A 20,901-nucleotide genomic window follows, 5' to 3' on the forward strand; every position below is an offset into this window, starting at 1 on the left:
AGACGTATAGATTCAGGATCAATCAAGCATGACGAACGGACGATCGCTCGGAGACCGAGAGCTAACCTTGCTGGAGTTGTATAGCAATTGTCAGTGGTCGATGGATGTCTTCGTGTTCTATCAAAAGTGGAACGTGACTCAAAGCCAAATCGCTCAAATTTGTGGCTGTAGTCTTGCAACCGTCGAACGATGGTTTAGTAGCCAACGTCAAACGCCAGAATTTATCTCTCTAAGAAAGCTTGCAGAGATGGATTTGGTTTGGGAAATGTGGGAGCAAATTCCGCAATCGATTCGCGATCGCCTTTGTTCCTGATAAGTTTTTGTATTACCCATAACAAAATAACCTCAAATTGATCAAAGATCCCTCACGGTGAGGGTTTAACAAACCGGAATGCTTTCACGAAATTGAAATATATCTCTAGAAAGAGAACGGCAAAATCGTTAGTACGCGACGTTTAGAGTCAGAACTTTAAAACCTATGTGGCATAAGACAATGAAACGGATGAAGTGGGCTATCATTACGGCACTCGCTCTGTTTGTGATGGGAATAACGTTGATTCTCGCTCACGAATCTGCAACTGCAACAGACACCCCTCAAACCACGATTGCTCAAGCTCCTGCGACTTCTAGCGGTAAACCTGCCCGCATCATCTTCTTTCATATCGATGGCTTGCATTACCAAGCCCCCGAACGCTTAAAGATGATGAACTATCAGTCGTTGGTACAGCAGGGAACATCAGTCGATGAAGCCTACATTCTAATTCCCTGGCATCAAACCGAGAATGGCTATCGCAGCCTCAGTTTAACCTCACCCCCCAATCCCACTACACTAGCAGGATCGCTTTTTCTTGATCCGTGGTGGGAAGAGCAATATGTTCAGCGAGCCTTCTACCCACGGCAACTCACCGCGCATATTGCGAATAGCACAGCTTATGCGTCTCTCAATCCAGGTTTCAACTTTGTCAAGCTCGATCGTAGCACCGATGAAAGTGGTGTTCGCTTTGCGCTGGATCTGTTGCGCCAGTACGACATTCGCTTTATGCGATTGGTGCTACAAGATACAGGTTCAGCCAGCCAAGATGTAGCGGATGGTCGGTTAAAGAATGAACCGTGGGCAAACAACATCTGGGCAGATGGATCGCCCTACATTAAAGCGGCACAGAACGCCGATCGGTTATTGGGCGAGTTTGTTGCAGAGCTAAAGCGGATGGATAAATGGAACGATACACTCTTAGTCCTACTCACAGACGGACAAGCTTCCACAGGTTGGCATCCGATTCAGAATGAAGAAAGTTGGCGGATTCCCTTGGCGTTTATTGGTCCTGGTATAGCCCAAGGTAAAACGATTCCCTATGCAGAAAGCATTGATATTGTTCCGACTGTTCTAAATTTGATGGGCTTACCTCCCACAAATACCGATGGGGGTTCTGGTCGCGTACTAGAAGAAATTAAAGCAGAAAGTTCAACGCCTGTGCCAGCGCCGCGCCGATTGCTCGATTTGAATCGACAAATCAAAGACCATCTGCGATTGAAGTCTCAAATGCAATTACTTGCCGATCGCTATCCCCTGATTGATACCTCGTTAATGCAATCAGAAAATGGATTAGAACAACCGAACACCGTTTTCTACAACTTAGAGCGTATGGATCAGTGGCGCGAGGCAGGCACGATCGACAATCTACTGCGCGTCAATCGAGACGTGATCGCATTTCTACGTCAACGCCTCGCTCAAAGCGGTGCGCCTCAAAGCTAAGTTCACCCCAGTTGTAAATCTAACCCTCAAGCACTATGACTTTTTCAACTTTTGATCGCAAAGCAGTTTTTTTCCTAGCTTCATTATTTGCTGCGACTGTCAGCACTTCTTGTACGATGCAAGCTCAAGCTCCAACCCCTCAGTCTCAGCAATCTGTACCCTCTTCCAAATCCGAGATTATCCGCAATAATACCTTTGTTAACAGCGATCCGGGCATTCAACTTGCCGTTCGAGAAGTACAGCCGCGCAATCGCACCTCCCAGCAAGTTCCAATTCTATTGATTCACGGTGGCGGTCCTGGTAGCTTTACCTCATTTGACCTCCCAGTTCGTAACTACTCAGTCGCAGAAGGTCTCGCAGCCCAAGGGCATTCAGTTTATCTAATGAATGTGCGAGGTTGGGAAGGCTCAACGCTTCCCCCATCCCTGAATCAACCACCCCAGCAAAATCCGCCTGCTGTCACTTCTGAAGAAGCAGTCCGTGACATTGATGCAGTCGTAAACTGGATTCGTCAGCGGACACCCAATCAAAAAGTTGCGCTTGTCGGTTGGGCAACGGGAGGACATTGGGCAGGAATGTACACCAGTCGCAACACTGCGAAAGTTAGCCATTTGGTGATGCTGAATAGCCTGTATGGGGTCAATGCTCCTTGGGCATTAGGCAAGACTTTTGAGAATCCAGAACGTCCGGGTGAATTTAATTCAGACGCGGGTGCTTATCGCTTGAATTCAGCAGACGGACTGTTGCGGCAATGGAATCAAACTATTCCTGTTGAAGATAAAAGCCAATGGCGCGATCCTGCCGTTGCTCAAGCCTATCAGCAACAAGCGCTCCAGAGTGATCCAACGAGCAGCACTCGACAACCGCCGAGTCTACGGATTCCTGGTGCTTATCGATTAGAGAGCTACAATCTTGCGAAGGGACGGAAGTACTGGGATGCTAGAGAGATTAAGGTTCCAGCCCTCGTGATTCGAGGAGAGCGAGATTTTTGGTCTCGCCCTGCTGATGTTTCAGCCCTAAAATCTGAGCTAGTGAACGCACCGCGAGTTGAGACTGTTACGATTTCTGATGGAACGCATTATCTATTCCTTGATCGACCAGAGCGAGGGCGCGATCGCTTTATTCAAGAAGTTACCTCGTTTCTGCAATAGTCGCTCTCAAACTTCCTATCTAAAGAAGGGTATTTCCAGGGTAAACCTTCGAGTAAATTAGAAGGAAATCTATGCTGTTAATTGTCGCTTAGGGGAGGAATCGAGTTTGTGAAGATCGTGCCCCGAAAAGTGACAACCTTGCATTGACGTTCATTGCCCTCATGCTCAGGTTCTTGAGGAATTGCAGTGATCGTAATCTTCCTGTCGCTCCAGTGGGTCATTTGCTTCGGATATAGCCATTATCTGCTCACTGAGTTCAGCATTACGAGGACAATCAGCTTTTTCGAGAAATGGCGATACTCATGCCAAATGACCCACTAGCTTGTTGACACTCAATGATCTTCAGGCTGCGGAACCGGATACTGATCAAATTGCTGCATCAACTCTAGTAGTTCCGCTTGACTCGGTTGTCGTCCATCTTTTGTTAATTCTGCCAAGCCTTCAAAATATTGCTCACGAGAATCAGCAGGACAAAACAAGATCAGGAGCGTTGCTTGAGTCTGCCCCACATTCGCGAACCCATGTGGGGTATTTTCAGGGACGAGGATGAACGCTTTGGGTTCAGCAATGATTCGACGCTCACCTACCAGCAATTCGACCTCGCCTTCGACCACGTAAAACATCTCAGTCAGTTCTTTGTGAATGTGCGGGCTGGCTCCATTCGTTCCCGCTTCTATAACAAACTCGAACAAACCGAAATGTCCATGCGTCTCTTGCGCAGTCGCCTTAAACGTACAGGTGCTAGTACGGATTTGGACGGAGCGTCCTTCTCCAGGCTGCAAAATTAACGGAAGTGACATCAGTTGCTCCTAGAACTAGGGATTAAAGCATAGCCCTTTTGATTTCATCTAGCCGACACCGTTCTGTTTGAACCAAGCTTGTAAACGTTTCCATCCATCTTTTGCTTCTGCTTCTCGGTAAGACGAGCGATAGTCTGCGAAAAAGGCGTGAGGTGCATTCGGATAGACTACAATTTCAGATCTGCTCCGACCCGCTTTGAGTTGTTCGCGCATCTTTTCGACCGATTCGATCGGAATGCCCGTATCTTTGCCGCCGTACAATCCGAGTACAGGAACAGTGAGCTTTGCGGCAATGTCGATCGGTTGCTGCGGTGTGAGCGGTGTTGCATCTCCCACTAATCGCCCGTACCAAGCAACACCCGCTTTGATTCGTGGATTGTGAGCCGCATACAGCCAAGTCATCCGCCCACCCCAACAAAACCCAGTCACGCCCAGTTGATTCGGATTGCCTTGTGCTGATTTCACTGCCCAATTCACGGTTGCATCGAGATCGGATAGCACTTGAGCATCTGGAACTTTCGCGACGATCGGACGAATTTGATCAATATTGCTGAGGGTTGAGACATCACCTTGTCGAACAAATAGTTCTGGTGCAATGGCAAGATAACCCAACTTTGCAAACCGTCGAGTGATATCTTGAATATGCTCGTGTACGCCAAAGATTTCTTGAAGCACGAGTACGATCGGGAAATTTGTGCCTGTTGCGGGAGCCGATCGATAAGCAGGAATGAAGCCATCTTGAACAGGAATTTGAACCGCACCTGCTACTAATCCGGTCGCATCTGTTTTGAGCGTTTTTGCTGAGATGGGTTGGACTGCTAAAGCAAAACCCGCCGTTAAGGTTGCAGTCGTGATAAATTCCCGGCGTGTGATTCGTTCCATAATTGGCGCTTTGAGTGTTCGATCAAAATGAAGTGCGTGAATGACTCTAGGCGGTCTGAATCTTCCAATACATCCTTCTTGGGAATTATTCAAGTTCTGCTTCTAATGCTTGGTAAGCGTATCATGCGTTGAAGCGCTAAGGTTTGATTCACGGTTTGGAGATTGATTGAGCAATGATATAAACATGATTCTCAGGATATTGATCGTATTCGAGGTGCAGACAAGTACAATGATGCTCTTCTAGAATCTTTAAGAAGGAATTGACCCCCAGCGTACTATACTTAAAGTCTTGACCTTGAAATGTTCCAGCAACCTCACCGGGTCGATGCCCGCCCCCACAGGTGAACATCAGTACGCCACCGGGTTCAAGCGCAGCACATAGCTTTTTTGTCACAGGCTCTTGCATCTCTAGCGGCAGGTGAAACGTGCTGTCCCAAGCCACAATCAAGCTGTAAAGCTTAGGGGGATACCAGCAGCAGATGTCTGCGTGATAGAAAGTGGTGCTTGAATGGAGTTGTTTGGCTAAAGCGATCATTTCTGAAGAGATATCCAGTCCTTCCACCTGAAATCCATGTACACTCAGCGCTTGAATAAATCGTCCACTGCTGCCACAGCCGATATCAAGTGCAAATCGCTTATTAGAAATAAATTGAATTGCCCGCTCTAATTGTGGAATGCCATAAAGCGAATCTTGATGCTGAGTTTGCCACCATCGGGCAATGCGATCGTATCGGGTTGCTGTATCTTTCGGACGCATACTAGATTCCCAAACTACTCAAAAAGCTGCTGTCGCCTTGTAAGTCTTCTACATATCCTGGATGGGTTGCTTTTGCTTCACTTGCACTCTGAAACGGACCAAAATAATAAATGCAACTCGGTTGGGCTGTAATAATCTCTACCCACCACTCCTTTGGCTTAACTTGACGTAGACCCGTTAATAACCCTTTGACTTGATTGAGTAGTTTCATGGCTAGCATTGCAAGATTGCTAAGATTAGCTCACGGAAAATAGTAGGTAGCAAATGCAACGCTGTCCTCTACCTAAAGTCTAATCTTATGGGTTGTTCTATTCTCTCAGTTGCAATACCTTCTGTTCAGCAAGCTTGGCAACGATCGCAGCGAACTCCATCGGATCGATCGGCTTTTCTAGATGCAGTTGAAAACCTTTAGCCAAGGTCAATTCGCGAAATTTTGCTGTCGCAAATGCGGTTAACGCGATCGCAGGAATATTGCCGCCTTGTTCAAGAGGCAGTGATCGGATCTGGTGAATCAACTCATAGCCATCTTGTCCAGTCATGCCAATATCACTGATTAATAGATCGGGAACTTGTTGGCGGATTGACCTGAGCGCAATTTCTACAGAAACTGCCGTTGTCACTTTCGCGCCACACTCTGACAAAATAAATCGAAGCAACTCCAAGGTATCGCTATTGTCTTCAACGACTAAGACCTTCAACCCACTGAGATCTGGAAAATTCTGTGAAGAAATAGTTGTTCTAGACAGTGGCTCAATGCTGTGAACGGGTAACTGTACGGTAAATGTTGCCCCTCGATTGTCTCCTTCGCTTGTGGCATAGACTGTACCGCCGTGCATTTCAACTAAGTGCCGCACGATCGTTAATCCGAGTCCAAGTCCACCAAACGATCGCTGAATTGAGCTATCCGCTTGTCTGAAGCGATCGTAGATATGCGGCATAAATTGAGCCGTAATTCCTTTGCCTGTATCAATGATCTGAAGTTGAAGATGCCGATTGATTTGCGTCAGTCGAACTTCGACACGTCCGCCTTTTGGTGTGAACTTAATCGCGTTCGAGAGAAGATTCCAGACAATCTGCTGCAACCGTTTCGCATCTCCCAAGACTCGTTCGACAGACAGATCGAACTGCGTCTCAATTTGAATCGACTTTTCTTCAGCCGCCGCCCGAACCGATTGAATCACAGCATCAATAATCGGAATCAGATTCACCGGATGACGAGCGAGATGAATTTGATTCTGAATAATTAAAGCCGCATCAATAATGTCATCTACCAAGCGAGTTTGCAGGCGAGCATTGCGATCGATCGTTTCGATCGCCTTCGCTTGCATTGCGGGAGTAAGCTTGCCTTTCCCTAACATCTGTGCCCAGCCCGAAATTGAATTGAGCGGGGTACGAAGTTCATGAGAGACGATCGCTAGAAATTCATCCTTGAGGCGGTTGGCTTCCTGTGCTTCCCGGTATAAGCGAGCATTCTCGATCGCAAACGCCGACCGTCGAGCTAACTCCATCGCCATGTCTAAGTCTGCGATCGCATAATGACGATCGATCTGAGACGAAACAAAAGAAATCGTGCCTAGAATTCGTTCTGCCAGCTTAATTGGCACGACCATCAATGACTTTGCTTCGAGTTGATGCAAAAGCGTCAGATGTCTGACATTTTGCACAATCTCAATAGCAAACGCATCCGAAAGATTAGCAACAAGTTCAGGTTCTCCAGTCCGTAGCACTTTAGCCGGACCGTAATCATCGTCGATCGTCGGTGGAAACTTTTGCTTCAGTTCACGCACCAACAGTTCTTTCTCTGGATCAATTGCGGCAATCACAGGTTCCCGCCAGTTGATGAAATCCCCGTCAATAATATCGACCAAACACCAATCCGCAAGATTAGGAACGGCTAATTGTGCAACCTGTTTGAGAACCGTATCGAACTCTAGGGAAGACGATAACAATCGACTGGCTTCTGCAAGAAAGGCAAAACGGCGTTCTTCTGCTTCCGCCCGACGACGGGCAGCGCGTTCCCGCTCTAGTAATTGTTCTCGTTCCGCTTCTAACGCCTGCTTTGCTTGAGCGCGTTGGAGAACGCTTTGCACAATCAAGGGCAATCGGGCATAGTGGCGCGGACATTTTACCAAGTAATCATCGAGTCCTGACTTCATCGCCGCGATCGCAGTCTCTTGATTCGCGCTGTTGGTGAACATCAGCACGGGACAGTTGGGATATTGCGCCTTTACCTTCTCTAGAACAGCAAGTCCGTTCGACCAGAGTAATTGATAATCCGTGACAACGACATCAAATGCCCCACCCTCTAAAGCTTGCTCAAACGTTGGAGCATCAATTATCGATTGAATGTCAACTGCCGAGAATCCTTGCTGTAGCGCTCTAGCAGCAAGAACACGATCGTCAGGATTATCATCAACAAGCAGGATATGAAGCATTTTGGTAATAGTTGTTACAGAACATTGCTGTTGTATAACCGAATTAAGCAAATTTCCTGCTAATAGTAAAGTCTGCTCCGGCTACACGCTTCCTCCCATCGTCATATTTAGATTTTCTTCAGATTTGTGTTCCATGTATTACAGAGTTTGCCAGAATAGAAGCGGCATCGGCACATACTGAGTTTACTTGCTAGTCAAAGAATATTGAGTGATCGATATGGCTCAAGACATACCGCAGCATACTCAAGAACAACTTCAGCGTACAGTGCGGGATGAACCCATCCCGGTGATGCTCCACGCGGAAGATGGTGAAGTAATCCAGATTAGCCACGCTTGGACAGAGATTACGGGCTACTTGCGCGAAGAAATTCCCACGATTTCCGATTGGGTTGAGAAAGCGTATGGACGGCAAAAAAATAGCATTTGTCGTCGAATCAATCGCCTCTACCAACTAGAGCAACGAATCGATGAAGGAAACTTCGACATTAGAACCCAATCTGGAGAAATTCGAGTCTGGGAATTCTACTCCTTGCCACTGGGAAGGTTGCCGGATGGTAGGCGGTTGGTCAAGAGTTCGGCGATCGATATCACTGAGCAAAAACAAATTGAAGAACAATTGCATCAGTTGGCGATCGAGTCAGAACATCGGGTGGCAAATCTTGAGCAAGCCAATGCCGATTTAGAAGCGTTTTCCTACACCGTAGCGCATGATTTGTCGGCTCCGCTTCGAGGCATCCAAGGCTTTACCCAAGCCTTGTTGAGCGAGGATGCGTCGGAACCTTTGACACGGGATTATCTGCTGCGGATTGCGACTGCTGCCGATCGCATGGATGCCCTGATTTGCGATTTACTGATCTTTAGTCGCATTAGCCGCCTTGATTTGAGAATGAAGCCGATCAATCTCGATAATATCGTCGCTGAGGTGTTGGAGAACATCGCAGAGGCTCCTAAGTCAGCCCAAATTGAAGTTGCAGCACCCCTTGGAATGGTTTGGGGCAATCGTACCCTTTTAGTCCAAACGATTTCCAATCTTCTAAACAATGCTATTAAATATGTCACTCCTGACACCATGCCACAGATCAGCCTTAAGGCAGAAGCATATTCCGCAACAAATGGTCAGCAATGGGTTCGCTTGTCTGTTGAGGATAATGGGATTGGCATCGTGCCGGAGGATCAAGACCGAATTTTCGAGCCGTTTGAGCGGTTGCAGGGCGTAGATTTTTACGCAGGAACGGGTCTAGGACTTGCGATCGTGCGTCGAGCGATCGAGCGATTGGGCGGACGAGTTGGGGTTAACTCTGAACCTGGAAAAGGAAGCCGATTTTGGGTAGAGTTACCACAGTTCGCAGACTCACCCCAAGGAGTGCAATCCCATGACACATCCAGAGCGAATCCTGCTAGTTGATGACAACCCCGACGATCGCGCCTTGATTATCCGAGAACTGCGGCGCGAGTTTCCCTTGGTCGAAATTACCGAAATTGTTAATGCTCAGGGATTCAATCAAGCACTCCAGGAAGATCGATTTGATGTCGTCATTACGGATTATCAATTGCTCTGGACGAACGGAATTCGCGTGCTGCAAGCGGTGAAAGAACGCTATCCGTACAAGCCCGTGATTATGTTCTCCAGTACGGGTACTCAGCAGACCGCGATCAATGCGATGAAAGCGGGATTAGATGACTATGTACTCAAGTCACCGCGCCACTATATTCGCCTCACCGTTTCGGTCAAGGCAATGATGGCAAAAGTCGAAATGCAGCAGCAAACCGATTTGCTGCAAGTTCGTCTGCAATCGCTACTCGATCGACTGGATCTTGGTATTTTTCGTATTCGGTTGAACGGAGAGTTAATTGATGCCAATCCTGCTTTCCTGAGAATGCTAGGTGTGGAATCGCTAGAAGCAGCACAAACGAGAATGCAACGCGATCCAATTTGGCAATATGAACAAGATCCCAATCAATTACAGCAGTTACAGACGGACGATCGTGGCATTGAGCGAGAAATTTTGCTTCGTCGCTACGATGGTGAAGAAATTTGGGTATCGCTGAGTGAAACACTCAGTACGATCGGCAATGAAACTGTGATTGATGGCTTAATGGAGAATATCAGCCAGCGAAAGCAACAAGAAGCCGAGATTCGACAATTAACCGAGACGTTAGAACAACGAGTCCTAGAGCGTACCGCACAGCTTGAAGAAGCGAATCAACAACTCGAAGCTTTTTCTTATTCGGTGTCACACGACTTGCGGGAACCTCTGCGGGTGATCGAGGGATATGCTCAAGCTGTAATTGATGACTTCAACTTGCAACTTGATTCGACCGCCCAAACTTATTTGCAGCGCATTGTCGTTGGAACTCAGCGCTTAGAAACGCTGATTCAAAACTTGCTGACCTACAGCCAATTGAGCCGTGAGGAGATGCCACTTCAACCGTTGTCTCTCGCGACCGTAGTTCAAGAAGTATTAACTCAACTACAGCCAGCGATCGCATTACAACAAGCTACCATTAACGTGATCGAACCACTTCCAGCCGTACAAGCGAATTACCTCACTCTGGTTCAAGTGATTACCAATTTGCTCTCGAATGCCATCAAGTTTGTGCCACCCGATGTTCATCCCCAGGTACAAATCCACGCCGAGGAACGCGGAGATCAAGTTCGACTTTGGGTGGAGGATAACGGCATTGGAGTTCCGTCAGAATTTAGGGATCGGATTTTTCAGGTATTCGATCGCTTACATGGTTCTGATACTTATCCGGGAACTGGAATTGGTCTCGCGATCGTGCGGAAAGGGATTGAACGCATGGGCGGACGAGTCGGACTAGAATCTCGGCAAGACCAAGGCAGCCGTTTTTGGATTGAACTACCCGCGTTCAAACGCAGTGCATAACTGAAGAATCTGGATCACAGTCGCGAGCTTGCACACAAAATCAGCCAATAATGGCTTTCTTCAAAGAGATGCTATTATTGCTGTCTGAAGGATCAATGTGCCTTCTAATTGGTTAGATGGGGATCACTCAACGAACCATCAACAGTAGAAATCCAACACTATTCAGAAGCGCGGTGAATGCTGCACCCACAATCACTCCTTTCATCATGCCGATTTTGCGACGACGCTTGAGTTGAAGCAGAATTGGTATGACATACAACAATTGCCAGAATAGAAAGCCCGCAATACCAAATATCCAAAATGTAAAGAAGTTATAATCTCCTAGCAACGGACCAACAATGAATCCAAGAACAAAAATAATGATAGCGGCAAGAATATGAAAAAGCATGAGCAACCCAAACCCTTTGAGGATTTCTGCAAAATCGTTTGAGTTGCTATCTCTTGTCATTTCTAAGTTGATGATTTGCTGCCTTGCCGAATCAGAGTACAGATTTTTCTTTTAGTGCTTCGCCCCATTGGGTAAGGAAGTCGCAGAGTCATAGTATGTCCGAAAATGCTGCACCTTTCCATTTTGAGTTTCAAGAATGCTAACCCCTCGGTAGCTGAGTGGTTCGCCTGGAGATAATGATCCTTCAGAAATCCATTCCAATGCGATCGCGCCGTTGCCTTCACTGGTATGTGTAAACTGAGAGTGAATCTGATCGAACACGGATAAATAGTTCTGCCAGAACTGACGAATCGCTTGGTGTCCTTCAATGGGATGATGCATCGCCAGGTTGCTAAGATCAGCATCTTCAGCAAATAAAGTAACGAGAGGATCTACGTTCTTTGTTTTTTCTATTTGTTGGAGGGTCTGCATAAACCTTTCCGCCAAGCTGCCCTTTGTTTTCTGCTTATCTTCAGAATTGACAGCAGCATGGGCAGTTTGAGCGCTGACTTTGAGATGAGCATCCGCTAAATCGGCATCAAAGAAGTCGTCTTGTGCTGCTCGATCACGGTATCGTTGTTCATTTGATTGCATCACTCATTCCTCTTATCGTTGTTCTATCAAAGATTCATGCAGCGATTGACCTGCTTGAGACAGCAATTCACCCAGTTGATCAACTTGCACTTCAGCATTAGCTGAACCGTGGTCACTGACATGGGCAACCATAGCACAGGTTGCTTGACCTAATTCATCAAGAAGATTCGCGATCGTGCTGGATCGTCCTTCGAGAATCGCTTGTTTGAGTTCGCTTAACTTCCCAAACACTGGAGTTTTTTCCAATTGGGTCTGCCAGCGTTCGATGAGTGCGATCGCAACAACCGGATCAACTGCTGTTAAATCTTGTCGCGCAATATTGAGGGTTGCTTCCAAGTCGGTAGGTTGAATGATGTTTACCATCTTACTTTCTCCTAATTTGACTGGTTCCATAATGCTCCCTCGTATCGTACATAATGCGTCCGAGCGAGGCAGAGAGACTTTGATTCAAATCCAGGTGGTACAAATATAACGGTCATCTCAGAGCCATTCGATACTCGATCAACAGTGCAGGTTATTTTTGCGAGTAGCATCAGCCTCAAGGTCAAGTTGCCAATATTTTGTGCGGCTTTCCTTTCGATTGTGTCTATCGGAAGAGAGACGAAACCGAACGGCGCTTTTCTTAGGGTTGAATCCAGTAAGCCATGCTCATGTAGCTTTAATCAAGGAGATGCTGTTATGCCAATTCAACAATTAACCTTGAGCCAAATTAATCAGGAGATGCAGCAGTGCATTCAAAACTGTCTTGATTGCCACAGCATTTGTCTCAACACAATTACTTACTGCTTACAAAAAGGCGGGCAGCACACTGAGTTTGCTGATATCAGGTTGCTGTTGGACTGTACTCAAAGCTGCCAAGCCAGTGCAGATTTTATGTTGCGGAATTCCAACTTCCATGCTCAATTCTGCGGTGCTTGTGCTGAAGTTTGCGAAGCTTGCGCTCAAGAGTGCGATCGTATGAGTGATGATATCCAGATGAAAGCTTGTGCTGAGATGTGCCGCCGCTGTGCCCAATCCTGTCGCCAAATGGCGATGGCAATGGCGTAATTAGTAGTTCTATTTTGGAAAGGAGAGGAGGAATTAGGCATGGCTATCAGCTTTGTAGGATTAGCCTCTTCGTTTTAGCCTATTTCTCTCTATTCTTTCCGAAATGGCACAACCGTATTATGGTTCCTGCGTTAAAGTTTTGTTCCCATCTTGGGCTAAGTCGTTTGATGTCATCAATTAACCGAATTCTCGAATCGCGTCTGCAAGCAAGGGCGCGATCGCTACTGTTTTCACCTTTGGTAGATCAGAATGGGTTGAGATACTATCCGTTGCGAGGATTGCTTGAATCTCAGGGCGATCGAGTTGGGCTTGTGCAGTTTCAAGAAAAACACCACGAGTAGTTGCGATCGTCATTTCAGAACGCGCTCCAGCTTCGCGTAAGGCATCAATACTATTCGCGAACAGCTACGCTGTGCCGAAGGCAACGCGCCGCTCGTTGAAATCATGTCATCAATCAACAGCCTAAACAACTGCCTCAAGTAAGTAGACAATTGGAAGCAGAGCCATTGGTTGGATTGAAAATTTTGACGATCGACAATGATCCAGCCATGCTAACCTTTGTCAGCTTTGCCTTGAGACAAGCAGGCGCAGAGGTGATTGAGGCAGATTCAGCAATTACAGCCCTGGAAGCGTTACAACATTGCCAGCCTCATCTCATCATTAGCGACATTGGGATGCCCGAATATGATGGTCATACATTGATGCGACATCTTCGATCTTCAGATTGTGATTGCTCACCTGCTTTGATTCACCGCATTCAAGCAATTCCAGAAACAGTGCGCCGAATTCCTGCGGACTCGCAAGCGAGAGCCGAAGGCAACGCACTCACAGCGTATGCTGGCGACGAGAATCGACAGCAGGCACTTGAGGCAGGATTTCAGCGACATCTGGCGAAACCTGTTGATCCAGAGCAATTGATTATCGCGATCGTTGAGTTATGTCTTGAGCCAAAGTAAGGGAACTAACCTTTTAACCTAAAAAATTAAGCTTATAGAGTATAGTCTGATCCGTTTGGCATCACGGCTCCCTTCAGAAAGGCATCTGACAAATCAGCATCGGAGAGAATCGCTTCAAACAAAAAAGCATGGTTGACGTTGGCTTCAATTAAAGTTGCATTTGTCAAATTTGCTGAACCCAATTGAGCTTCGGTTAGATTTGCTTTCCAAAGTTTAGCGCTCGTTAAATTTGCCCCTGTTAAATTGGTTCGGGCTAGATTTGCCTGCTGCAAGTTGGCGTAACTTAAATTCGCATAACTCAGGTTTGCTTCTGGCAAATTGGCTTGACTCAAATCAACGCCTTGTAAATCTGCACCTGCTAAATCTGCTTTTGCTAGGTTGACTTGAGGGAACGATCGCGCTCCATCTGCATACTGTTGCAATAACTCTTGTCCATCCATAGTATGACCGAGAAGAATCCCGATGGAATAATAAGAGCCTAACTCTGCTAGAACACTCTATCTTGAGGTAGATTAATCTTCAGGATTGTTTTTGGGCAGTTGTAGCGCGACAATCGTTCCTTGTCCTTCTCCGGGGCTAGCAACCTCAATCGTTCCTCCGTGCAGTTCAACCAGGGACTGAACCAGGGACAAGCCTAATCCAACGCCGCCGTGGGCACGAGTGGATGAACCATCGGCTTGTCGAAAAGACTCAAATACAAAGGGCAAGAAATTAGGTTTGATGCCAATGCCAGAGTCTTCAATGACCACATGAGCGATCGAGGATTCTGGCGTTGAGAGCAGTTGAACGACTACACTTCCCTGATCGGGCGTGAATTTGATGGCATTTGAGAGAAGATGCCAAAGAATCTGACGTATTCGCTCCGCGTCTGCCCAGATTTGAAACGATTCCCAATGCTCTGATAGGACATCAAAATTTCCCAGCAAATCTTGATCAATCCGATTTCCATTGATGATTAATTCAAACTGGATTTGTTTTCGCACGAGTGCAACCTGAAATGGTGTCACAACTTCTTGGGTAATCTGAATCAGATCAATCGAGGTCGGCTTGAGATGGAGCTTGCCTCGCATCATCCGCGAGAAATCCAGCAAGTCATAGATCAGCATTTGTAGCTCCTGGGATTTTCGCCCAATGGTTTCAACTCCGATACGATAGCGACCTTCGCTGGGTGTTTGACGATTCAACATCTGCGCCCAGCCGCTAATTGCATGAAGCGGCGTTCGGAGTTCGTGAGATAGATTGTTCAAAAACGCATCTTTCAACTGGCTGACTTCTTGCGATCGTTGATAGAGTTCCGTGTTATCGATCGCCATTGCTACCCGGTGCGCGACATCATTTGCCAGACTCAAATCGTCTTCAGCGTAGTGCCGTTCAGGATTTGCACTGACTAATAACAAGACTCCGAGAATGCGTCCGCGTGCCCAAAGGGGAAGCAGCATGGCAGACACAGGCTGAAGCGATCGCGTAATTGCCAAGACCTCTTCATCCTGTGCGATTGATTGCACGAATTGTTCTGATAGCGTTGGCATGAGAATGGGTTGCTGCGATCGCAGCACTTGTGCAGTCAAGCTCATCGGTCTTTGTGCAATGGCATCGTATCGCTGTGCTAAAGCTTCCACAAAGGACTGTTTTTGGGGATCGTGATGAACTTCAACCACAGGTTGAAGAATGCCACGAGCATCAAACTTCTGCAAAATGCAATAATCCGCCAAGTAAGGGACAATCGCGTGTGCGATCGTATCGAACGTAGTTTGGTAATCAAGGGAGGTTGCAAGAACTCGACTCAGTTCTGACAAAAAGCGACATTTCTGTTCAGCGACTTCTGCTTGATGTCGAGCCGCTTTTTCTCGCTCTAGAAGTTGTTGATACTCGAATTCGGCTCGCTTGCGTGCTGTAATGTCTTGAAAATAGATCAAGAAGCCTTCCGAAGAAGGGTAGAAATTGTATTGAAACCAGCGATCGAGGTCTTCTACATAGCCTTCAAACTGAGCAGGCAACTGAGCCTCTACCGCTTCATGACACTTTCGATAAAAATCCATTCCCGAAGTTCGAGAATACACCTCCCACAAAGGCTTTCCTAGCAGTTCAGCTTGATCGCGTTGAAGCAGTTGTTCTGCTCGACGATTCACATAACTAAATCGCCATTCGGTGTCGATCGCACAAAGCCCATCGGCGATCGTTTCTAGAATGGTTGCCAGTTTTGCATTCGTCCCGCTTAGAGCCGCCTGAGCGCGTTGCCGTTCCAGCGATTCACTCATCAGAGAAACCTGGGTTTGATTCAACCGTTGAAGATTGTGAACAAATCGAGTTTCTAGCGCCGAAAAAGCTTGTTTCAGTTGGGTTTCACGTTGTTTGTAAAGCGAGATATCGTATAGATTCACCAGCAATCCTTCAGATATCGGTGTGATTCGCACATCAAACCAACGCGCTAACTGTTGCGACCAAACTTGTAGTTGAAGGGCGGTCTGCTGCTGCTGAACTTGCTGACAAGCGTGGCAGAACTCTTGTCCAAAAATGTCTACACAAATCCTGAAACTTGGTTCACCCATGAGTTCCGATTGGGATTGTTTCATGATCGCAGCCGCTTGCGAATTCATCCAGGCAAACCGATTCTCTTGATCTAGCACGATCGCGCCATCAGTCAGATAATTCAGGATATTCGCTGCGCTCATGACATAAAGGCTCATCTTAATTTTGCTTTTAAAACTACAAACTATGAAACCTTGATCCACCTGATTTGTCATCGAACTCAAGCCAGATCAATAAAAAAGATAAGGCAACTCAAAAGTATTGGCTCAACGAAAAAAGCTGCAACATTCGATAGAAGCAAATGGGAAGAGTGAAGAAGCTTGTTGGTTTGGGAGCGTATGACATCCGGTAGACGCTTTTAGCAGAGAGAACGGATACACTCAGCCGTTACACGTAGCTGAAACGTATTGACTTAGGAGGTTTGCGATGGTACAGCCGATTGAAGTTCAGCAACTACAGCAACGGTATGAAGATGGCGATCGCGACTTCAGCAATGTAGATCTAGCGGAAGCCAATTTAGAGGGCATGGATCTAAGCAATGCGGTGTTTGCAGGTGCAAATTTAGAAGGGGCTACTTTAAGGAACGCTAATTTAGCCAATGCCGACCTCAGTAGCACCGATTTAAGTGGGGCAGACCTAGCCGGAGCCGATTTAACAGGTGCGAACTTGAGTAACGCCATGCTAGAAGGCACAATTTTAGAAGGGGCATTGCTCGATCGAGCCGATTTGAGCAACGCTGACCTTATCGTTGCCAATCTCGTGCAAGCGACTTTGACCCAGGCAGATCTCAGTCAAGCAACGCTGAGTGGTGCGAACTTAGAGGCTGCGGATTTGAGCGAAGCAGACCTCGCGAATGCTGAACTAGAGAAAGCGAATCTCACGGATGCCGCGCTAGAAGATGCCAATTTGAGCGGCGCAGACCTCAAAGACACGACGCTCAAGGGCACGATTCTAGAAGGCGATGATCCGACCCTGGCAACTTGATTAACTGCAACCCTCTACCCAAGTTACTTCAGGCAAACGCCCGGATCGAAAGTCTGTTACTTGCTTGCCATCGGTTTCAAAGATCAATCGATAGTTGCGATCCGCCGCATCTTTTGGTGTGAATGTCAGATAGTGTCCATTCGGACGATACTTGTGTGGAGTCACCGTGATTTGTCCTGGATACAGTTGCTTAATTCGAGCTTCCGAGTCTCCTATTTTGGCTCCGCTCAGTGTCGTAATCGGGCTGGAGCGACGCACATCAATGCGGGCAATGCGATCGCCAATCACCATAAAGTTCAACCCCTGAATGGATCGCTGTGGAGCAACATAGCTGCAATTACTACCAGGAGCAGGTTCTCCTTGTGAAACTAGCGGTTGACCAATTGCTTTTGAAGCTTGTGCAACGGTCATTCCAACTTGAATTGCCCCAATTCCCTTCAACGCCAGTTTGGAATTGCTGCTCAAGCCTGTTTCTCTACCCTTGAGATTCTTGAGAATCACATCGGCTCTGGGCGTAAAGCCGTCTCCATAATCGCCGGGGTAATGCGAAATCACATAGAACGCTCGACCATCAATCTCACCAATGTAAGCCGTTCCTCTAATGTTTTGTGGATTGGTGCGTGGCTCAAATAGGATTAAATCTCGCAGCCAAGCAGAGTAAGCCGTTTCTGCATATCGATCGCCGGAACCCCGATCAATTCTTCGCCAACCATTCGCTTTAAATAAAGCGCGATTTCCCACGAGGAATTGCCGCACTTGATCAACCGATAAGCGTTGTCCTGGGAAGAATACCTGCACGTACACATTCTTGTTTGTGGTTCCATCGGGTTGTTTCCAGTAAAACCAAGTGGCTGATCCTTCGCCTGAACTCGCCGAGTCAGTGATGAAGCGATCGCTGGGAAAGTAAGTCGAGAAGTAGGGCGTTTGCAGCAATTCGATCGGAATTTGTTGAGTTTCCCCTTCGACTCGAATCGTTGTAGTTTTAGTTGAGGAAGCGGTAGGTTGACTGACTGGCGTAGCAGGTGCAGCTTGCGGACTCGCAGGAGAACTAATGGCGTTGGAACTTCCTGTCTCTCCGGGAGTACAAGCGACCAAGCTCCCGAACAGCAGTGTTACGAGCAATAAACGATCTAGCATTATAATTTTCTATTCTGTATTGCTAATAGTTTTAACTTCATTATTGCTCCTGAAGGTTACGAAAGTATTTCAAAAAGATTTATTCGATATTTTCATTTTTATAAATTTATCATTGCCGTTATTTTACTGATGCGAGAAGATTTTTGGAATGGCGCTTTCTCAATTTGAAGTCATCATTTGTCTTCTTCATTCTAAAAAAGCGATGACGTGCCCTTCGCGATCGTTTCAAAAATGGATACTTGGATCAGTTGCATTCAGTCTAATGGCGGGAACAATCATGGCTTGCCAACAGCAACCACTCATTGTTGCTAGCTCTCCGACTCCTGCCCAGGTTTCTTCGGCGCAAAGCATTTATCGCAACGATCGCTTAGGCTTCGAGTTTCACTATCCTGAAAAGAATTTTGTGATCGATCCGTTGACTAAAGTTCCACCGACAGAAGCAGATGCGATCGCGACTATCGAAATTTGGACTCAGGAACATTACCAAAAACTCAAAGCAGGGGCTTATGAAGGGGGAACTGAATACCCTGCCAATGTTCAAGTTGCCGTTTATCAGAATCCGAAAAAACTAGACTTGCAGAACTGGGTGCAACAGAATCATCGATTTGCAGCCCCGCAACAATTTAAGACAACGACGATCGCAGGTCAAACCGGAGTCGCTTTTCAGTCGAATGGACTGTACGAGCATGAGCATATTGCCTTTCGATCTGCTGATGATGAAGTTGTTTTGATTACGTTGTCTAAAACTGGCTACGGCAATCGTGATGCAACTTACCGAACCGTCTTTGATCAAATCGTTCGCTCATTTAAGCAGATCTAACATGAGGTTTCCGCTTTAGCTTGCAAGCTGGAATTTACCGCCCCGCTCTAATGCTCGTTGATATGCTGGACGAGAATGGATGCGATCGCAAAACTCCCTCAATCTTGGATAACTAGCAGCTAATCCTCGTGCCACCGCAGCTTCAATCGGAAAGCTCATTTCAATATCAGCAGCAGTAAACTCATCTCTTACAAACCAGGGACTTTTCTCCAGTTCTGCCTCTAAGTAATTGAGATGCTGTGTAATTTGAGGAATGATGAACGTCTCTTTAGTGCGTTTTGCGATCGCGTGAGCTATCGGTTTGGCAAAAAACGGCATCTGCTGTTGCTCGATGCGATCGAAGACCAGCTTTAGTAACAGAGGCGGCATTGCTGAACCTTCGGCATAGTGCAACCAATAAATGTAGCGTAATCGCTCTGGTGTACCAGATGGAGGAACGAGTCGTCCCTGTCCGTATTGCTCTATCAAGTACTCAATAATTGCTCCAGACTCCGCCAGTGTCAGCACTCCATCAGTGATAACCGGGGATTTACCCAGTGGATGCACCTGACGTAAAGCTGCGGGCGCTAGGAGCGTTTTGGGATCGCGATCGTAGTACTCGATATCGTATTCTAACTCTAGCTCCTCTAATAACCATAAGATGCGTTGGGAGCGAGAATTATTCAAGTGATGAACAGTGATCATCTAAATCTAACCTTCTACCGTAATAGGACAACTAGAAAGCTTATGCGAAGTGCTTAGATTAGATCATGCCCTCCAATTATCCCTCTTTCCAACGCAGGATTTTGTAATGCACAGGTTTAGCCATATCGGATGCTAGCTGGTTGGAAATGAAACTGTCGTCTGGTTGCTTTGATCTGAGTTGATTCAACATTCGGTGTAAAGCGCGATCACTTCATTTGCGGCTTGTAAAACGCGATCGCGTTTTACAAGGGTTCAATCACTTCCATCTGTGCCCCAAACCCCAACACATACCCACAAGCTGCTTTCTCGATATCAAACCGCAGCGAGATAGGAATCCAACCTTCAGCATCGGGGGCATCAATCCGTTCAATTCGAGCAAAGTAGCCACCATACCGGAGCCAAGACATTGCTTCTGGGGCAACCCTCACCATCGCACGATAGGACGGGAGATTCGCTTGGAATTCCACCATTGATCGCCGCCAGTAAGTAGAAAGGATGAATTAAATACAAAATAGGAGCAGTTTAGCGAATAGGTGATGTCCAATGCCTGCGCCGCTTCGGATCACATTGACTGAGGAAGAAGATCGTACCTTGAGCGAATTACGGCTTGCCCAAACAGTACCGCAACGGACGCGAGATCGCGCTCCTATGCTGCGGCTGAACGCACAAGGCTGGACAGTTCCAGCCATCGCGGATATCTTCGAGTGTCACGAACATACAGTACGTGACACTTTGAAGCGGTGGGAACAAGTTGGGCTGTGCGGATTGTGGGAAGCACCTGGACGGGGAGCTAAACGGCGCTGGCAGGAGGCGGACATGCAGCATTTGGAGCAGTGTCTAGAACAAGACCAGCGCACCTACACGAGTGAACAACTCTCGGTAAAACTCGAACAAGATCGCCAAGTGCAATTGAGTCCAGACCGACTTCGACGGATCTTGAAAAAAAGGGGTGGCAATGGAAGCGCACTCGCCACTCACAGCATTCTCAGCAAGACCAGATTCTCTATGAAGTAAAGCTTGCTGACCTTTTGATGCTCGAAATCGCTGCCACTGAAGG

The 20,901-nt window shown here is 47.0% G+C and carries 24 protein-coding genes; 10 read left to right on the plus strand and 14 right to left on the minus strand.

Features of this window, described 5'->3' with window-relative positions; genetic code table 11:
• Window positions 1-28 precede the first annotated feature (28 nt).
• The 3 genes from ACQ4M5_RS13835 (at window position 29) to ACQ4M5_RS13845 (ending at window position 2,904) form a co-directional block, all read left to right on the plus strand.
• A complete protein-coding gene (locus ACQ4M5_RS13835; RefSeq protein WP_430676212.1) occupies window positions 29-313 on the plus strand; it encodes a helix-turn-helix domain-containing protein in 285 nt (94 codons plus the stop codon).
• 180 nt (window positions 314-493) lie between these two features.
• Window positions 494-1,753, plus strand: coding sequence for a sulfatase-like hydrolase/transferase (locus tag ACQ4M5_RS13840; protein WP_430676213.1), 1,260 nt, complete (start codon window positions 494-496; stop codon window positions 1,751-1,753).
• A gap of 35 nt (window positions 1,754-1,788) precedes the next feature.
• Entirely contained in the window at window positions 1,789-2,904 is a 1,116-nt protein-coding gene (locus ACQ4M5_RS13845; protein WP_430676214.1) for an alpha/beta hydrolase, read from the plus strand.
• 332 nt (window positions 2,905-3,236) lie between these two features.
• Here the strand turns inward: ACQ4M5_RS13845 and ACQ4M5_RS13850 are convergent, their stop codons facing one another.
• The 5 genes from ACQ4M5_RS13850 to ACQ4M5_RS13870 form a co-directional block, all read right to left on the minus strand.
• Window positions 3,237-3,704, minus strand: coding sequence for a cupin domain-containing protein (locus tag ACQ4M5_RS13850; RefSeq protein ID WP_430676215.1), 468 nt, complete (start codon window positions 3,702-3,704; stop codon window positions 3,237-3,239).
• A gap of 48 nt (window positions 3,705-3,752) precedes the next feature.
• Window positions 3,753-4,586 (minus strand): dienelactone hydrolase family protein, encoded by an 834-nt coding sequence (locus ACQ4M5_RS13855; RefSeq protein WP_430676216.1) that lies wholly within the window; start codon window positions 4,584-4,586, stop codon window positions 3,753-3,755.
• Window positions 4,587-4,734: 148 nt separating this feature from the next.
• The gene (locus tag ACQ4M5_RS13860) at window positions 4,735-5,343 is read right to left on the minus strand and encodes a class I SAM-dependent DNA methyltransferase (RefSeq protein WP_430676217.1); all 609 of its coding nucleotides are present in this window, start codon (window positions 5,341-5,343) and stop codon (window positions 4,735-4,737) included.
• 1 nt (window position 5,344) lies between these two features.
• Window positions 5,345-5,554: a DUF1816 domain-containing protein gene (locus ACQ4M5_RS13865; RefSeq protein ID WP_430676218.1), complete on the minus strand. Its 210-nt coding sequence runs from the start codon at window positions 5,552-5,554 to the stop codon at window positions 5,345-5,347.
• Window positions 5,555-5,651: 97 nt separating this feature from the next.
• Window positions 5,652-7,778 (minus strand): response regulator, encoded by a 2,127-nt coding sequence (locus tag ACQ4M5_RS13870; protein WP_430676219.1) that lies wholly within the window; start codon window positions 7,776-7,778, stop codon window positions 5,652-5,654.
• Window positions 7,779-7,995: 217 nt separating this feature from the next.
• Between ACQ4M5_RS13870 and ACQ4M5_RS13875 the strand changes: the two genes are divergently transcribed.
• Both ACQ4M5_RS13875 and ACQ4M5_RS13880 read left to right on the plus strand, forming a co-directional pair.
• Window positions 7,996-9,183, plus strand: coding sequence for a sensor histidine kinase (locus tag ACQ4M5_RS13875; protein WP_430676220.1), 1,188 nt, complete (start codon window positions 7,996-7,998; stop codon window positions 9,181-9,183).
• Window positions 9,152-10,666: a sensor histidine kinase gene (locus ACQ4M5_RS13880; protein ID WP_430676221.1), complete on the plus strand. Its 1,515-nt coding sequence runs from the start codon at window positions 9,152-9,154 to the stop codon at window positions 10,664-10,666. The genes ACQ4M5_RS13875 and ACQ4M5_RS13880 overlap by 32 nt, the downstream gene beginning before the upstream one ends.
• A 127-nt stretch (window positions 10,667-10,793) precedes the next feature.
• Here ACQ4M5_RS13880 and ACQ4M5_RS13885 read toward each other — a convergent pair whose 3' ends face one another.
• Genes ACQ4M5_RS13885 through ACQ4M5_RS13895 form a run of 3 tightly spaced genes read right to left on the minus strand, consistent with a single transcriptional unit; the run spans window position 10,794 to window position 12,080 of the window.
• Entirely contained in the window at window positions 10,794-11,114 is a 321-nt protein-coding gene (locus ACQ4M5_RS13885; RefSeq protein WP_430676222.1) for a hypothetical protein, read from the minus strand.
• A gap of 51 nt (window positions 11,115-11,165) precedes the next feature.
• Window positions 11,166-11,687 (minus strand): nuclear transport factor 2 family protein, encoded by a 522-nt coding sequence (locus tag ACQ4M5_RS13890; RefSeq protein ID WP_430676223.1) that lies wholly within the window; start codon window positions 11,685-11,687, stop codon window positions 11,166-11,168.
• Between the two features lie 12 nt (window positions 11,688-11,699).
• Window positions 11,700-12,080, minus strand: coding sequence for a hypothetical protein (locus tag ACQ4M5_RS13895; RefSeq protein WP_430676224.1), 381 nt, complete (start codon window positions 12,078-12,080; stop codon window positions 11,700-11,702).
• Between the two features lie 285 nt (window positions 12,081-12,365).
• Here ACQ4M5_RS13895 and ACQ4M5_RS13900 point away from each other — a divergent pair, with 285 nt between their 5' ends.
• Complete coding sequence (locus tag ACQ4M5_RS13900) at window positions 12,366-12,734, plus strand: four-helix bundle copper-binding protein (RefSeq protein ID WP_430676225.1); 369 nt, start codon at window positions 12,366-12,368, stop codon at window positions 12,732-12,734.
• A gap of 177 nt (window positions 12,735-12,911) precedes the next feature.
• Here ACQ4M5_RS13900 and ACQ4M5_RS13905 read toward each other — a convergent pair whose 3' ends face one another.
• Window positions 12,912-13,139, minus strand: coding sequence for a hypothetical protein (locus ACQ4M5_RS13905; protein WP_430676332.1), 228 nt, complete (start codon window positions 13,137-13,139; stop codon window positions 12,912-12,914).
• An 86-nt stretch (window positions 13,140-13,225) separates the two neighbouring features.
• On the opposite strand from ACQ4M5_RS13905, the gene ACQ4M5_RS13910 reads away from it, so the two are divergent.
• Window positions 13,226-13,690 (plus strand): response regulator, encoded by a 465-nt coding sequence (locus ACQ4M5_RS13910; protein WP_430676226.1) that lies wholly within the window; start codon window positions 13,226-13,228, stop codon window positions 13,688-13,690.
• A gap of 32 nt (window positions 13,691-13,722) precedes the next feature.
• On the opposite strand, the gene ACQ4M5_RS13915 is transcribed toward ACQ4M5_RS13910, so the two are convergent.
• Together ACQ4M5_RS13915 and ACQ4M5_RS13920 are read right to left on the minus strand one after the other, a co-directional pair.
• Window positions 13,723-14,130, minus strand: a complete 408-nt coding sequence (locus ACQ4M5_RS13915) for a pentapeptide repeat-containing protein (protein WP_430676227.1) — start codon at window positions 14,128-14,130, stop codon at window positions 13,723-13,725.
• A 72-nt stretch (window positions 14,131-14,202) separates the two neighbouring features.
• Entirely contained in the window at window positions 14,203-16,377 is a 2,175-nt protein-coding gene (locus ACQ4M5_RS13920) for a PAS domain-containing sensor histidine kinase (RefSeq protein ID WP_430676228.1), read from the minus strand.
• Window positions 16,378-16,645: 268 nt separating this feature from the next.
• On the opposite strand from ACQ4M5_RS13920, the gene ACQ4M5_RS13925 reads away from it, so the two are divergent.
• A complete protein-coding gene (locus tag ACQ4M5_RS13925) occupies window positions 16,646-17,203 on the plus strand; it encodes a pentapeptide repeat-containing protein (protein WP_430676229.1) in 558 nt (185 codons plus the stop codon).
• On the opposite strand, the gene ACQ4M5_RS13930 is transcribed toward ACQ4M5_RS13925, so the two are convergent.
• Entirely contained in the window at window positions 17,204-18,340 is a 1,137-nt protein-coding gene (locus tag ACQ4M5_RS13930) for a hypothetical protein (protein WP_430676230.1), read from the minus strand.
• Window positions 18,341-18,542: 202 nt separating this feature from the next.
• Here ACQ4M5_RS13930 and ACQ4M5_RS13935 point away from each other — a divergent pair, with 202 nt between their 5' ends.
• The gene (locus ACQ4M5_RS13935) at window positions 18,543-19,160 is read left to right on the plus strand and encodes a hypothetical protein (RefSeq protein WP_430676231.1); all 618 of its coding nucleotides are present in this window, start codon (window positions 18,543-18,545) and stop codon (window positions 19,158-19,160) included.
• A gap of 15 nt (window positions 19,161-19,175) precedes the next feature.
• Here the strand turns inward: ACQ4M5_RS13935 and ACQ4M5_RS13940 are convergent, their stop codons facing one another.
• Together ACQ4M5_RS13940 and ACQ4M5_RS13945 are read right to left on the minus strand one after the other, a co-directional pair.
• Window positions 19,176-19,844, minus strand: a complete 669-nt coding sequence (locus tag ACQ4M5_RS13940) for a glutathione S-transferase (protein WP_430676232.1) — start codon at window positions 19,842-19,844, stop codon at window positions 19,176-19,178.
• Window positions 19,845-20,086: 242 nt separating this feature from the next.
• Window positions 20,087-20,314, minus strand: coding sequence for a WYL domain-containing protein (locus ACQ4M5_RS13945; RefSeq protein WP_430676233.1), 228 nt, complete (start codon window positions 20,312-20,314; stop codon window positions 20,087-20,089).
• Window positions 20,315-20,387: 73 nt separating this feature from the next.
• On the opposite strand from ACQ4M5_RS13945, the gene ACQ4M5_RS13950 reads away from it, so the two are divergent.
• Complete coding sequence (locus tag ACQ4M5_RS13950; protein ID WP_430676234.1) at window positions 20,388-20,858, plus strand: helix-turn-helix domain-containing protein; 471 nt, start codon at window positions 20,388-20,390, stop codon at window positions 20,856-20,858.
• Window positions 20,859-20,901 lie beyond the last annotated feature (43 nt).

It is taken from the genome of Leptolyngbya sp. AN10 (genome assembly GCF_050565645.1).
Classification (GTDB): Bacteria; Cyanobacteriota; Cyanobacteriia; order Leptolyngbyales; family Leptolyngbyaceae; genus Leptolyngbya.

Coding starts and splice junctions, on each gene's coding strand:
- ACQ4M5_RS13945 (WP_430676233.1), bottom strand. CDS start 20,314: ATGGTGGAATTCCAAGCGAATCTCCCGTCCTATCGTGCGATGGTGAGG.
- ACQ4M5_RS13835 (WP_430676212.1), top strand. CDS start 29: ATGACGAACGGACGATCGCTCGGAGACCGAGAGCTAACCTTGCTGGAG.
- ACQ4M5_RS13855 (WP_430676216.1), bottom strand. CDS start 4,586: ATGGAACGAATCACACGCCGGGAATTTATCACGACTGCAACCTTAACG.
- ACQ4M5_RS13925 (WP_430676229.1), top strand. CDS start 16,646: ATGGTACAGCCGATTGAAGTTCAGCAACTACAGCAACGGTATGAAGAT.
- ACQ4M5_RS13880 (WP_430676221.1), top strand. CDS start 9,152: ATGACACATCCAGAGCGAATCCTGCTAGTTGATGACAACCCCGACGAT.
- ACQ4M5_RS13850 (WP_430676215.1), bottom strand. CDS start 3,704: ATGTCACTTCCGTTAATTTTGCAGCCTGGAGAAGGACGCTCCGTCCAA.
- ACQ4M5_RS13920 (WP_430676228.1), bottom strand. CDS start 16,377: ATGAGCCTTTATGTCATGAGCGCAGCGAATATCCTGAATTATCTGACT.
- ACQ4M5_RS13935 (WP_430676231.1), top strand. CDS start 18,543: ATGACGTGCCCTTCGCGATCGTTTCAAAAATGGATACTTGGATCAGTT.
- ACQ4M5_RS13840 (WP_430676213.1), top strand. CDS start 494: ATGAAACGGATGAAGTGGGCTATCATTACGGCACTCGCTCTGTTTGTG.
- ACQ4M5_RS13900 (WP_430676225.1), top strand. CDS start 12,366: ATGCCAATTCAACAATTAACCTTGAGCCAAATTAATCAGGAGATGCAG.
- ACQ4M5_RS13950 (WP_430676234.1), top strand. CDS start 20,388: ATGCCTGCGCCGCTTCGGATCACATTGACTGAGGAAGAAGATCGTACC.
- ACQ4M5_RS13940 (WP_430676232.1), bottom strand. CDS start 19,844: ATGATCACTGTTCATCACTTGAATAATTCTCGCTCCCAACGCATCTTA.
- ACQ4M5_RS13890 (WP_430676223.1), bottom strand. CDS start 11,687: ATGCAATCAAATGAACAACGATACCGTGATCGAGCAGCACAAGACGAC.
- ACQ4M5_RS13845 (WP_430676214.1), top strand. CDS start 1,789: ATGACTTTTTCAACTTTTGATCGCAAAGCAGTTTTTTTCCTAGCTTCA.
- ACQ4M5_RS13895 (WP_430676224.1), bottom strand. CDS start 12,080: ATGGAACCAGTCAAATTAGGAGAAAGTAAGATGGTAAACATCATTCAA.
- ACQ4M5_RS13885 (WP_430676222.1), bottom strand. CDS start 11,114: ATGACAAGAGATAGCAACTCAAACGATTTTGCAGAAATCCTCAAAGGG.
- ACQ4M5_RS13875 (WP_430676220.1), top strand. CDS start 7,996: ATGGCTCAAGACATACCGCAGCATACTCAAGAACAACTTCAGCGTACA.
- ACQ4M5_RS13870 (WP_430676219.1), bottom strand. CDS start 7,778: ATGCTTCATATCCTGCTTGTTGATGATAATCCTGACGATCGTGTTCTT.
- ACQ4M5_RS13860 (WP_430676217.1), bottom strand. CDS start 5,343: ATGCGTCCGAAAGATACAGCAACCCGATACGATCGCATTGCCCGATGG.
- ACQ4M5_RS13865 (WP_430676218.1), bottom strand. CDS start 5,554: ATGAAACTACTCAATCAAGTCAAAGGGTTATTAACGGGTCTACGTCAA.
- ACQ4M5_RS13915 (WP_430676227.1), bottom strand. CDS start 14,130: ATGGATGGACAAGAGTTATTGCAACAGTATGCAGATGGAGCGCGATCG.
- ACQ4M5_RS13930 (WP_430676230.1), bottom strand. CDS start 18,340: ATGCTAGATCGTTTATTGCTCGTAACACTGCTGTTCGGGAGCTTGGTC.